Source organism: Lelliottia nimipressuralis (genome assembly GCF_041464075.1).
GTDB lineage: Bacteria > Pseudomonadota > Gammaproteobacteria > Enterobacterales > Enterobacteriaceae > Enterobacter > Enterobacter nimipressuralis.
The window spans coordinates 996,446-1,009,102 of record NZ_CP167172.1; the positions used below are offsets into that span (position 1 = coordinate 996,446).

General features: G+C 53.6%; 12 protein-coding genes. 9 read left to right on the forward strand and 3 right to left on the reverse strand.

Going from position 1 to position 12,657, the window contains the following annotated elements; all coding sequences use genetic code 11:
- The first annotated feature begins 233 nt into the window (after positions 1-233).
- Together ACB496_RS04640 and ACB496_RS04645 are read left to right on the forward strand one after the other, a co-directional pair.
- Positions 234-3,008, forward strand: a complete 2,775-nt coding sequence (locus ACB496_RS04640) for an autotransporter outer membrane beta-barrel domain-containing protein (RefSeq protein ID WP_371974576.1) — start codon at positions 234-236, stop codon at positions 3,006-3,008.
- A 94-nt stretch (positions 3,009-3,102) separates the two neighbouring features.
- Positions 3,103-3,729 carry a helix-turn-helix domain-containing protein gene (locus tag ACB496_RS04645; RefSeq protein WP_102104334.1) on the forward strand — a complete coding sequence of 209 codons (627 nt, stop codon included), beginning with the start codon at positions 3,103-3,105 and terminating at the stop codon, positions 3,727-3,729.
- A 5-nt stretch (positions 3,730-3,734) separates the two neighbouring features.
- Here the strand turns inward: ACB496_RS04645 and ampH are convergent, their stop codons facing one another.
- Entirely contained in the window at positions 3,735-4,892 is a 1,158-nt protein-coding gene (gene ampH / locus ACB496_RS04650; protein ID WP_102104333.1) for a D-alanyl-D-alanine-carboxypeptidase/endopeptidase AmpH, read from the reverse strand.
- A gap of 204 nt (positions 4,893-5,096) precedes the next feature.
- Between ampH and ACB496_RS04655 the strand changes: the two genes are divergently transcribed.
- The 3 genes from ACB496_RS04655 (at position 5,097) to ACB496_RS04665 (ending at position 8,080) form a co-directional block, all read left to right on the forward strand.
- Entirely contained in the window at positions 5,097-5,630 is a 534-nt protein-coding gene (locus ACB496_RS04655; protein ID WP_371974577.1) for an isochorismatase family protein, read from the forward strand.
- Between the two features lie 114 nt (positions 5,631-5,744).
- Positions 5,745-6,965 carry a peptide antibiotic transporter SbmA gene (sbmA, locus tag ACB496_RS04660; protein ID WP_371974578.1) on the forward strand — a complete coding sequence of 407 codons (1,221 nt, stop codon included), beginning with the start codon at positions 5,745-5,747 and terminating at the stop codon, positions 6,963-6,965.
- A gap of 14 nt (positions 6,966-6,979) precedes the next feature.
- Complete coding sequence (locus ACB496_RS04665; protein ID WP_371974579.1) at positions 6,980-8,080, forward strand: DUF1615 domain-containing protein; 1,101 nt, start codon at positions 6,980-6,982, stop codon at positions 8,078-8,080.
- Between the two features lie 3 nt (positions 8,081-8,083).
- Here the strand turns inward: ACB496_RS04665 and ACB496_RS04670 are convergent, their stop codons facing one another.
- The gene (locus tag ACB496_RS04670) at positions 8,084-8,386 is read right to left on the reverse strand and encodes a DUF2755 family protein (RefSeq protein WP_100777460.1); all 303 of its coding nucleotides are present in this window, start codon (positions 8,384-8,386) and stop codon (positions 8,084-8,086) included.
- Positions 8,387-8,635: 249 nt separating this feature from the next.
- Here ACB496_RS04670 and ACB496_RS04675 point away from each other — a divergent pair, with 249 nt between their 5' ends.
- Positions 8,636-8,872: a DUF2754 domain-containing protein gene (locus tag ACB496_RS04675; protein WP_100777459.1), complete on the forward strand. Its 237-nt coding sequence runs from the start codon at positions 8,636-8,638 to the stop codon at positions 8,870-8,872.
- Here the strand turns inward: ACB496_RS04675 and ddlA are convergent.
- Positions 8,869-9,969: a D-alanine--D-alanine ligase gene (ddlA, locus tag ACB496_RS04680; protein ID WP_102104414.1), complete on the reverse strand. Its 1,101-nt coding sequence runs from the start codon at positions 9,967-9,969 to the stop codon at positions 8,869-8,871. The two genes, ACB496_RS04675 and ddlA, sit on opposite strands and share 4 nt — an antisense overlap.
- 108 nt (positions 9,970-10,077) lie before the next feature.
- Between ddlA and ACB496_RS04685 the strand changes: the two genes are divergently transcribed.
- The 3 genes from ACB496_RS04685 (at position 10,078) to iraP (ending at position 12,640) form a co-directional block, all read left to right on the forward strand.
- Entirely contained in the window at positions 10,078-10,761 is a 684-nt protein-coding gene (locus ACB496_RS04685; protein WP_231276375.1) for an extensin family protein, read from the forward strand.
- 169 nt (positions 10,762-10,930) lie between these two features.
- On the forward strand, positions 10,931-12,142 hold the full coding sequence (locus tag ACB496_RS04690; RefSeq protein ID WP_371974580.1) for a multidrug efflux MFS transporter: 1,212 nt from the start codon (positions 10,931-10,933) through the stop codon (positions 12,140-12,142).
- 237 nt (positions 12,143-12,379) lie between these two features.
- Positions 12,380-12,640, forward strand: coding sequence for an anti-adapter protein IraP (gene iraP / locus ACB496_RS04695; RefSeq protein ID WP_100777456.1), 261 nt, complete (start codon positions 12,380-12,382; stop codon positions 12,638-12,640).
- The last annotated feature ends 17 nt before the right edge of the window (positions 12,641-12,657 follow it).

Below are 12,657 nucleotides of genomic sequence, written 5' to 3' on the forward strand. Positions count from 1 at the left end.
ATATTAATTAATATGGGTGAAAACGCGTGTAATTCATTGTGTTTATGACGTTTTGATAATTTCTTATTTATATCTGCAGAACTCTTTTTGTTATTTGTCTGGATACGGACTTAATGGAATCATTCATTGAACCTTTTTGAAGTGAGGTCGCATAATTCCCACCGCACGATATTTAGTTGCACTTGTGTTTTTACGGACAAACTTGCTTACGTCCCTGAGGAGGGATTGACTCAATGCAAACATGGAAAAAGAAACTCGCCGTATCTCAAATTGCATTAGCCTGCACGCTGGCTATCGCTTCTCAGGCTAATGCTAAGGACATTTCCGGTACAACATATAATACCTTCGGCTATGACAACACGGTCTCTACCCCCTGGTTTGATGGGTATGCAGACTGGGGATATTCAGACGCCAGCCACGATGGCGATATTTATCCTGTCATCAATAAATCCACCGTGAATGGCGTTATTTCCACGTACTATCTGGACGATGGTGTGGGTGGTCGTGCCAATGCGCTGAGCATTTCAAACAGCACCATCAATGGAATGATCACCTCTGAGTGCAAGTCTGACACCTGTGCAGAGGGATTAGATGCGGACGGTACGATACATTCTCAGTACGATCGTTTCAGCCTGACGGTAGATAATTCCACCATCAATGATACCTATGAGCATTATGCTTATGACGTTGTGAATGGTGATAAAACCGAAACCCATTATCTCGATACCTATGCCGCAGGTAATGCCATTACGCTGGACACTGAGTCCGATATCGTTATCCAGAATAACTCCCACGTTGCGGGCATTACCCTGACCCAGGGTTATCAGCAGATTGATAATACGCCTTATGATGACGTCGAAGGTGTAGCGAATAACAGCCATGTCTTTACGGATACGCTGGTGGTGAAAGATTCCGTGCTGACTTCGGGTGCTTACAGCGATCTGGGGACCAACGGTTTTTATGGCCAAAGTGCGAAGCCGAGTGACTATGGCGAAACCAATGCCACAGCGGCGGACGATGCAGCGCTGATCGTTTCCTCAAGCGGTTCAGACAACGCCATGCAGACTACCGCGACGTTTGATCACTCCACCGTTACAGGCGACATCCTGTTCTCCAGCACCTTCGATAACAACTTCTTTGAGAACGGCGATCCGGCGACGGATACGACAGACGATGGCGTCTATAACCCAACCACCAACGGCTGGGATGGCACCGATAAACTGGATGTGACCTTAACCAACGGCAGTAAGTGGGTTGGCGCAGCACAGTCCAGCGTTGAAGCTATCGGTACTGCACAAATGTACGGTCTGGGTTATACCGGCGTTGACTGGACTACGCTGTCACCAAATAGCATCTGGCCAGATTCTACCTTCGATACTAATTCCCATGTCGCCGGTGAAGAGGTTTATCAGAGCGGCCTGTTTAACATCACTCTGGACAACGCGTCTGAGTGGGATACGCGTAAGCTCTCCAACATCGACACATTGGCGGTGAAAAACCAGTCACAGGTCAATGTTGAAAACTCTGGCCTGCTGGCTGACAGCATCACCCTCACCAACGGCTCATCACTGAATATTGGCGATAGCGGTGGCGTGGCAACAAACAGTCTCTATCTCGACAGCTACAGCCAGGCTGCGCTGACGGAAGAGACCGCTGAGCTGTATGCCAACACCATTACCGTGGATAACGGTGCGGAACTGGCGCTTGGTCTGGGTCAGGTTGATACGCACAACATGGTGCTGACGGATGGCGGTGTGCTGAACGTGGCGAGCCGTGACTACGTGCTGAATTCCGATCTGAACAACGCTCGTTACGTTACCAACGATAAGAGCAAAGCCGATTACGACTACGGCGTGGTTGCGCTGAACTCCGACGGTCACCTGGCGGTGAACGGCGAAGCCGCAGGTAACTACAAAGTGCGTATCGACAATGCAACGGGTGCAGGTTCCATTGCTGACTATAAAGGCAATGAAGTCATTCGCGTCTATGACAACAATGCAGACACACAGGCGACCTTCACCGCAGCCAACAAAGCCGATCTGGGCGCTTATACCTACCAGGCGCAGCAGCAGGGCGACAGCGTGGTGCTGCATCAGGAAGAGCTGACTGACTACGCGAACATGGCGCTCAGCATTCCTTCTGCAAATACCAATATCTGGAACCTGGAGCAGGACGCCGTGGGTAACCGTCTGACCAACAGCCGTCATGGCCTGGCAGACAAAGGCGGCGCGTGGGTGAGCTACTTCGGTGGCAACTTCGACGGCGATAACGGCGAAATCAGCTACGATCAGGATGTTAACGGCGTAATGGTCGGTCTGGACACGCAGATTGACGGCAATAACGCCAAATGGATCCTGGGTGGTGCAGCAGGCTTCGCGAAAGGCGACGTGAGCGATCATTCTGGTCAGGTTGATCAGGATAGCCAGACGGCGATGATCTACTCATCCGCGTACTTTGCTAACAATGTCTTTATTGATAGCTCACTGAGCTATACCCGCTTCAATAACGATCTCTCTGCAACCATGAGCAACGGCCAGTATGTGGACGGTAACACCACTACGGATGCCTGGGGCTTCGGTCTGAAACTGGGCTACGACTGGAAACCAAATACTTCTGGTTATGTCACGCCGTACGCCGCTGTGTCTGGGCTATTCCAGTCGGGCGACGATTATCAGCTGAGCAACGACATGCGTATGGACGGTCAGTCCTACGACAGCATGCGTTATGAAGCAGGTATCGATGCGGGCTATACCTTCAACTACGGTGGCGAGCAGGCACTGACTCCGCACTTCACGCTGGCATACGTTTATGACGATGCAAGTAACGATGCGGATATCAACGGCGACAGCATCGACAACGGCGTGAAAGGGTCTGCTGTGCGTGTTGGCCTGGGCACTCAGTTCAGCTTCACCAAAAACTTCAGCACCTATACGGAAGCTAATTATCTTGGTGGCGGCGATGTTGACCAAAACTGGGGCGCAAATCTGGGTGTGAAATACACCTGGTAATGCCTGAATTGCGGGGAGGTTCCTCTCCCCGCGTTTTTAACTATAACGACAATAATGAAACAGCACCGATAAGTAAGGATAGCTTGAGGTCTGTATGAATCCTGATGCGAAACCCCTTTCTGAATTTAAACGGCTCGAGCAATGTCTGAAAGCCGAGAGCACACCCTTTAAAGCCTCTGCGCATAATATTATTTACCATGAATGCTTCGATAAAGAACAACATACCTTTGTCATACAGACGGGAATAGTGGCAATCCATCGTCGGCCCGACGATCTTCTCCTCGGAATAGTGACGACCCCTTTCATTCTTGGCCTCACGGCGGGAATGATGGAACATCAGCAGGAATATACGATGGTGGCACACTCATCCTGCAGCGGTTTTTATCTTCCGGCCGCCACAGCACGTCAACTTATTCAGCAATCTCATCTTTGGCATGACGCATTTTGCTGGCTGTCATGGATAAATAGAATATTAGAAAAGCGGGATATGCAGCTGGTCGGAAATAACTCCTACAGCCAGATTCGTGCCATGCTACTGGATATGGCGGAATGGGATGAAACACTGCGTTCTAAAATTGGTGTGATGAATCATATTCAGCGCAGTACGCGTATTTCGCGTTCCGTTGTGGCGGAGGTGTTGTCGGCTTTACGCCAGGGTAATTATATTAATATGAACCGGGGCAAACTGGTTAGCATCAACCGTTTGCCCGCAGAATATTAATTCGATCAGGATGCGGGAACGACCTGGGCTTTATTTCCGCTCAGTTCGGCCACAAGATTATTGATCCCATCACTCATATTGATAAACCGGGTATTTGGTGAGCGGGTGACCACCACGAACGCACCGACATTCGACTGCGGAATCATCGCCATATAGGTGATGAATCCGCCGCCGCCGCCCGTTTTTTGAATAATACCCGGACGTCCATCTTTTGGAGCCATATAGACCCAGCCCATGCCCAGCGCATCGGCTTTGCCTGGGACATCCATCCCAATCACGCGATGAAGCTGATTGCGTTTATAAATCAGGGTCTGCATGCGATCGGCCTGATTGCTGCGGGCGTAGAAATCGGACGAGAGGAACTGCTGCATCCAGCGCATCATATCGCCGGGCGTGGAGTAAACTCCGCCGCTGCCAATCGCTGCCAGGGTGTTATTACACGGGCTTGCCCCTTTCTCCGCCACCATCAGGCGCTTGCACTGATCGGGAGACGGCGTAAAGGTGGTGTCTTTCATCCCCAAGGGCCGTGTGATCTGCTCTTCAAACAGCTGGGTATAAGGTTTTCCCGATGCCGTCGCCAGCGCATCGGCCAGCAGATCGAACGCCAGATTCGAATAGGCGGCCTGAGCACCAGGCGCGGATTTCAGCGTGGCGTTTGTCAGGTAGGTCCAGCGCTGTTCGCGCGTCGGCCAGACGAAAACAGGGCGATGCGCCGCGCCGCCGGGCTGTTCACGCGGCAGGGCGCTGGTGTGCGTCGCCAGATTCACCAGCGTAATCGGTGTCCCTTGATAAGAAGGCACGCGCGACCCTGGTGGTGCGTATTTGCTTAAGGGATCGTTGAGTTTGACTACGCCCTGATCGAGCAGCTTCACCAGCATTTCGCTGGTCATTAGCTTGGTCAAAGAGGCAATGCGAATGACCGAATCAAGCTGTGGACGGACATTGCTGCCAGGACGCGTTTCACCAAAACTGCGAAACACACGCTGATTGCCATCAATCACGACCAGCGCCATACCCGTTGCGCCACTGCCGTAATAGATAAGATTGGCGTAGCGGTCCGCGATATCAGAAGCGAAAACAGGTGCCGTCAGCGGCTGGGCAGCCTGGACAGACGTTAGGCTCACCGCACACAGCGCGGCGAAGGAAAGCAGACAACGTTTCAACGAAAAGCATCCATGAAGTGAATGAAAGAAGTAATGCGTATTTATACTACTAAACGGCGCGGTGCAAAGGGCCGAATTGCATAACGATAGCGGGAAAAACGTAACCACGGGTAAATAAGAACAATTTCGTTGCAATCAGTCTCCTGTTTTGTGACATCGGGCTTATGATAGGGGCTGGTATGACTCAATTCTTCGGAGACGGTGATGGCTGAAAAACGTGTGGTGATGGTGGTCGATATGCAGCAGGGCGTGTTTGCGACGCCTCGTATTCAACGCGAACAATGCGTTTCGCGAATCAATCAGCTTACGCACGCCGCCGATACGGTGATATTTATTCAGCACATCGAAGCGGGTGGACTGGAGGAGGGGAGCGAAGGTTTTGCGTTGCTGCCTGAACTGCATCAGCCAGCGGGGGCGTTTTATGTCACCAAAACCGCCTGCGATGCGTTCTATCGCACTCAGCTCGAAGCATTGTTAACAGAACACGGTATTCAACAGTTTATCATCTGCGGGTGTGCAACCGACTACTGTGTGGACACCACCCTCAAAAATGGCGTGAGCCGGGGCTATCACATCACGGTGGCAGAAGATGCGCATACCACTGCACATCGCCCGGCGGCCGAGGCGCAGGTGCTGATTAAGCACTATAACGAGGTCTGGGGCACCCTTAGCGCACCGGGTAATGCGCCCACCGTGAAACTCACCGAAACAATTCTTGCCGGGTGGCAGGCGAACTAACCTATAAACCACAGGTCTATTTTTTCTGCACGCACCGGTGAGCGGCGCGTGGCGAGTTTTTCGTGTGGTATTTTGTTGAACACAGCAACGCCATAACAACAAGAAGGAAGCACCATGTTTAAGTCTTTTTTCCCAAAGCCGGGACCCTTTTTTCTCTCGGCGTTTATTTGGGCGCTGATCGCCGTCATTTTCTGGCAGGCGGGCGGCGGTGCGTGGATTGAGCGCATAACCGGCGCAACGGGCGATGTGCCTATCAGCGCGGCGCGCTTCTGGTCCCTCAGCTATCTGCTGTTTTACGCCTACTATGCGCTGTGCGTAGGGCTGTTTGCCCTGTTCTGGTTCAGCTATGCGCCGCATCGCTGGCAGTATTGGTCGATTCTCGGCACAGCGCTAATCATCTTTGTTACCTGGTTTTTGGTGGAGGTCGGCGTTGCGGTCAACGCCTGGTATGCGCCGTTTTACGATCTGATTCAGACCGCGCTCAGTTCCCCGCACAAGGTCACCATCAATCAGTTCTATCATGAAGTCGGGATTTTCCTCGGCATCGCGCTAATCGCCGTCATTATCGGTGTCATGAATAACTTCTTCGTCAGCCACTACGTCTTTCGCTGGCGTACCGCGATGAACGAACACTATATGGCGCACTGGCAGCAGCTGCGTCATATTGAGGGTGCCGCGCAGCGTGTGCAGGAAGATACGATGCGTTTCGCCTCCACGCTGGAAGATATGGGCGTGAGCTTTATCAACGCCATTATGACCCTCATCGCGTTTCTGCCGGTGCTCGTCAAGCTCTCCGCGCACGTTCCGGAGCTGCCGATTGTCGGCCATCTGCCTTATGGCCTGGTGATTGCTGCCATCGTCTGGTCGCTGATGGGGACCGGGCTGCTGGCGGCGGTGGGGATAAAACTGCCGGGGCTGGAGTTCAAAAACCAGCGCGTGGAAGCTGCCTACCGTAAAGAGCTGGTCTACGGGGAAGATGACCCCGAACGCGCCTCACCGCCGACCGTTCGCGAGCTGTTTGGCGCGGTGCGTCGCAACTACTTCCGCCTCTATTTCCACTACATGTATTTCAACATCGCCCGCATCTTATATTTGCAGGTTGATAGCGTTTTCGGTTTGTTCCTGCTGTTCCCGTCGATTGTCGCAGGTACGATTACGCTCGGTCTGATGACACAGATCAACAACGTTTTCGGTCAGGTTCGCGGTTCTTTCCAGTATTTGATTGCTTCATGGACTACGCTGGTTGAGCTGATGTCGATCTATAAGCGTCTGCGCAGTTTCGAACGCGAGCTGGACGACCAGAACTTGCAGGAAGTGACCAACACATTAGGTTAAAACAGGGAGTTGCTATGCCATTTGCCGTGCCACGCGCGTTACCCTTATCACTGCTGGCCGCTCTCGTGCTGGCCGGATGCGCCGACAAAGGTGCCGCGCCGCTGAAAAAGGGCGAAAAGCCTGTTGATGTGGCAAGCGTGGTGCGTCAGAAGATGCCCGCGAGCGTCAAGGATCGCGACGACTGGGCAATCGTGCTGGCGAAAACCTTCGACAGCCAGAAGATTGCCCCGACCGAGGAGAATATCTGCTCGGTGCTGGCGGTGGCGCAGCAAGAGTCCATGTACCAGTCCGATCCGGCGGTGCCTGGGCTTAACAAAATTGCCTGGAAGGAGATAGACCGCCGGGCAGAAAAAATGCACATCCCGGTATTCCTCGTCCACACGGCGCTCAAAATCACCTCGCCTAACGGCAAAAGCTACAGCGAGCGGCTGGATACGGTTAAAACCGAGAAACAGCTGAGCGCCATTTTCGATGATTTTATCGATATGGTGCCGATGGGGCAGAAGCTGTTTGGCTCGCTGAATCCGGTGCACACGGGCGGCCCGATGCAGGTCAGCATCGACTTTGCCGAGAAACATACCCGCGGCTATCCGTGGGAAATCGACGGCACGGTGCGCCAGGAGGTGTTTTCTCTGCGCGGAGGGCTGTGGTTCGGCACTTACCATCTCCTTAATTATCCCGCCAACTATAGCGCGCCGCTGTATCGTTTTGCTGATTTCAATGCGGGCTGGTATGCCAGCCGTAACGCCGCTTTCCAGAATGCGGTAAACCGCGCGACGGGGGCGAAGCTGGCACTGGATGGCGATCTGATTGCTTATGGCAGCAGCGAGGCGGGCACAACCGAGCAGGCGGTGCGCAAACTGGCGATCAAACTGGACATGAGCAATAGCGAGATCCGCCGTCAGCTGGAGAAAGGGGACAGCCTGGCATTTGAGAAAACGGAACTTTATCAGCAGGTGTTTAAGCTGGCCGAGCAGAAGAGTGGCAACGCGTTGCCGAGAGAAGTTTTGCCTGGCATTCAGCTTGAAAGCCCGAAGATCACGCGCAATCTCACCACGGCGTGGTTCGCGAAACGCGTCGACGATCGTCGGGCTCGCTGTATGTCACTGAACTAAACGTCAGTGATGACGGCGCCAGCGCAGCACCAGGGCTATCACGCCGAGGATGGCACAGCCTGCGAGAAACGGAATCAATCCGAAGATGGTGCTGACACCCAAACCAATTTCGACATGCGGTCGGCCTGTGTCCTGGACCTGCATCAGGTGTTCATAAACGCCCGGTGCATGCACCAGCATATTCAGAAGCTGTGACCCTGCCCAGAAACAGAACAGCACAAACAGGGCATAGGCGATGTTGCCGGACGTGGAGGTTCTCGGTTTTTTGCCACCAAAAATCGGCTTCGCCAGTGTAAAGTCTGCCATAAAAACCTCCCCCTATTTCATTCTGGCAATGTGCCAGTCATACAAGGTGAGTCTGACAGGTCATAGCATTTGTCAATATCAGAATCGTGGTAATTTGGGCCAGGGAATGCTCCTGGTTTAGCAATTTATGTCTTACATCACATTTTGCTGACTTAAGTTAAATTGCGACGCATTTAAGATTTTCCGCATCCGCCACAGACCGCATGAGAAAACTGTGAGAGGATATCTTTTTATTCTGCCGGAGTTGCCATGAAGCTGTCTGCCAAACTACGCCGTGACTGGCATTATTACGCCTTTGCGATTGGCCTGATTTTTATTCTTAACGGTGTCGTTGGGCTGCTGGGATTTGAAGCGAAAGGCTGGCAAACCTATGCGGTAGGGCTGGTGACCTGGGTGATCAGTTTCTGGCTGGCGGGCTTTATTATCCGCCGTCGACCTGAAGAGTCGACGACGGAAACGGTCGAGAGCGCCGAAAAAGCGGATTAACCGTTTACGGAGCTTTTCAGGGCGCTGTCAGCGGCATGACGCTCCAGCGCCAGTTCGATCAGACGGGTGATCAAATCCGGATAACTGATACCGCTCGCCTGCCACAGTTTCGGGTACATACTGATATTGGTAAACCCTGGCAGCGTATTGATTTCATTGATGATCACGTCATTCTCTGCCGTCAGGAACACGTCAACGCGCGCCATTCCGCCGCAGCCGAGTGCCTGATAGGCTTCAATCGCGATCGCACGGATCTTGTCATTGATTTCCGGATCCAGCACCGCCGGGACCACTACCTGCGCCCCTTTATCATCGATATATTTGGTATCGTAGGAGTAGAAATCACTGTTCAGCACCACTTCGCCACAGGTACTGGCTTGCGGGAAATCATTGCCCAGTACCGCGCACTCGATCTCGCGGCCTTTAATCCCTTGCTCAACCACCACTTTGTGGTCAAATTCAAACGCCAGACGCACGGCTTCGGTGAACTGCGCTTCGCTGGTCACTTTGCTGACGCCAACGGAAGAGCCCTGGTTCGCCGGCTTTACGAAGAGCGGCAGGCCGAGCTGAGAAGTGATTTGGGCAAAGGTGTAGCGCTGGCGATTGGCGCGCGTGAGCGTCACAAATGGCGCGATGTTCAGCCCGGCGTCACGCAGCAGGCGTTTGGTCACGTCTTTATCCATGCAAGCCGCAGAGCCAAGGACATCGGAGCCGACGAACGGCAGGTTCGCCATACGCAGCATCCCTTGCAGGGAACCGTCTTCGCCCAGGGTACCGTGTACAATCGGGAAAACCACGTCAATCTGCGACAGCGCTTGCGCATTCCCCGCGTTAATCAGCTGGCCCTGCACGACGCCTGGGACGGTGGCAACGCTGATCTCTGATGGATTCAGCGCGATATGCGCCGGATCGTCTGCGTTCAGCAGATACTGACTGGCATCGTTTACGTGCCACTGGCCCTGCTTATCAATCCCCAGCAGTACGACATCAAAACGGCTCTTATCAATCGCATCAACGATATTTTTGGCCGACTGCAGCGACACTTCGTGTTCTGCCGATTTTCCCCCAAAAACAATTCCTACCCGCTGCTTCGCCATCTTCACTTTCTTCCAGTCTGACTCATCAAAGGCCATAACATACCACGATGTTCTGTGGGTTTCGCCGCCTTCTGCCATAATGTTTTGAGCTATTCACGAGGAGGGATTGTGCGAGGGAAAAGTGTGCTGGTTTGTCTGATAGTGGTGGGCGCGGCGGTGATGGGCTATCGCTGGCTGCCGTCGTATTACAACCCGTTTACCCCGCTTTCGCTCGACGATCCGCCGGGGAAAATCAGCCAGTTCAAGCTGCGTCGCCTGACGCCCGAAGCCTGTGTCACTCTGCTGGAGCAGGCCAATCAAAAACAGCTCATCCAGACCCAGGCGCTGGCGGACAGTGCCGGAGAGTGCCCGCTCAACGGCGTCGTGCGGGTGCGCAGTTTCGGCCCGGTCTCCCTGAGCAGCAGCTTTATCGCCAGCTGCCCGCTGGCCCTGAGTTCCGCGCTGTTTATCCATCAAAAGGCCCGGCCGCTCACTCAGACGATGATGGGCAGCCCGTTGACGCGCGTGGAGCATCTCGGCAGCTTTGCCTGTCGTAATATCTATAACCGGCCTGATGCGCGTCGCAGCGAACATGCCAGCGCCGAAGCGCTCGATATCAGCGCGTTCCAGCTGGCAGACGGCGAGCGGGTGACGGTGCTGCGCGGCTGGCGCAACGACAAAACACAGCCCTGGCTGCGCGCGCTGCTGAGTGCCAGCTGCGATTACTACGGTAACGGGCTTGGGCCGGAGTATAACGCGGCGCACGCCAACCATTTTCACCTCGGAATGCGCGGTTTTGGTCTCTGTCGTTAAAGCATAATTCACCACCAAAAAGTGGATGATTTGTGACTTGTTTCACAAATATGATGACTGGGGAGATAAAACACCAAAGTTGTCGCTGCCGCACCTCTGGCGCTACGTGATGTGACGCAACTTGCTAATCTGTCGGCGAATTCGCCTAAAAATGAAGAGTTTGCCTGTTATGGAATCCTGGAAAGTCAACCTTATATCGGTCTGGTTTGGCTGTTTTTTCACCGGTCTTGCGATCAGCCAGATTTTGCCCTTCCTGCCGCTGTATGTCTCCCAGCTCGGCGTGTCGTCCCACGAAGCGCTGTCGATGTGGTCGGGTCTGACCTTCAGTATTACTTTCCTGGTTTCCGCCATTGTCTCGCCCATGTGGGGCAGCCTTGCGGATCGCAAAGGGCGCAAGCTGATGCTCCTGCGCGCCTCGCTGGGGATGGCGATCGCAATCCTGCTGCAGGCCTATGCCACTAACGTCTGGCAGCTATTTCTCCTGCGCGGCCTGATGGGGCTGACGTCCGGTTATATTCCTAACGCGATGGCGCTGGTGGCGTCACAGGTTCCGCGCGAGCGCAGCGGCTGGGCGATCAGCACACTCTCGACCGCACAAATCAGCGGCGTCATTGGCGGCCCGCTGATGGGCGGTTTTCTGGCTGACCACGTCGGCTTGCGGGCGGTGTTTTTCATCACCGCGATGCTGCTGGTGGTGAGTTTTCTGGTGACCTTGTTCCTCATTAAAGAGGGCGTACGCCCGACGGTCAGCAAAGCCGATCGCCTGAGCGGAAAAGCGGTTTTTGCCACGCTGCCATACCCCGGCCTGATGATCAGCCTCTTTGTGACAACGCTGGTGATTCAGCTCTGCAACGGTTCGATCGGGCCGATTCTGGCGCTGTTTATCAAATCCATGGCGCCGGACAGCAACAATATTGCGTTCCTGAGCGGCATGATCGCCGCCGTGCCAGGCGTTTCCGCGCTGATCTCTGCCCCACGGCTGGGTAAGCTCGGGGATCGTATCGGTACGGCGCGGATATTAATGGCGACCCTGATTATCGCCGTGGTGCTGTTTTTCGCGATGTCCTTTGTCACCTCGCCGTTCCAGCTCGGCGTGCTGCGCTTCCTGCTCGGATTTGCCGATGGGGCGATGCTGCCTGCGGTACAAACTCTGCTGGTGAAATACTCAAGCGATCAGGTCACCGGACGCATCTTTGGTTATAACCAGTCATTTATGTATCTGGGGAATGTCGCAGGCCCGTTAATGGGCGCGACCGTTTCCGCGATGGCCGGATTCCGCTGGGTATTTGCCGCTACGGCAGTGGTGGTGTTACTGAACGTTATCCAGCTCGCGATAGCATTACGCCGTCGCCGTCAGAAAATGGCGAATATCGCGACGTAAAGAAGATATATTATGTATTAACCCACAACAGGCGCTGTTATCAAAAATAATGGCGCCTGCTTTCTACTATTTTGCTGCCACGCAATCAGTTTTTATAATAGCAAAACGTTTCGCTGGCGATAAATCATCGTTATTTGCGACATAGCGTGTTTTTTCATAAAGATAATACTTTTCGCCTCTTTGCAATAATCAACCGTAATGATACCGTCAGCAAAAACCTGATAAGGAAATAGCACGATGAAAAATCTCATTGCAGAGTTGCTGGTTAAGCTTGCCCAAAAGGAAGAAGAGTCAAAAGAACTGGTTGCCCAGGTTGAAGCGTTAGAAATCGTTGTCACGGCCCTTTTACGGCAAATGGCGCAGACCGATCAGCAGGCGCTGATCCGAAGTATTGAGGGCGCGCTGGAGGATGCCAGGCCCGACTCTCAAGTGCCGATTCAGGATAGCGAAATGCTACAGCAATACGTAAAAAAGCTGTTGCGGCATCCTCGTAGTTAATCTGTCACAGAATCTAA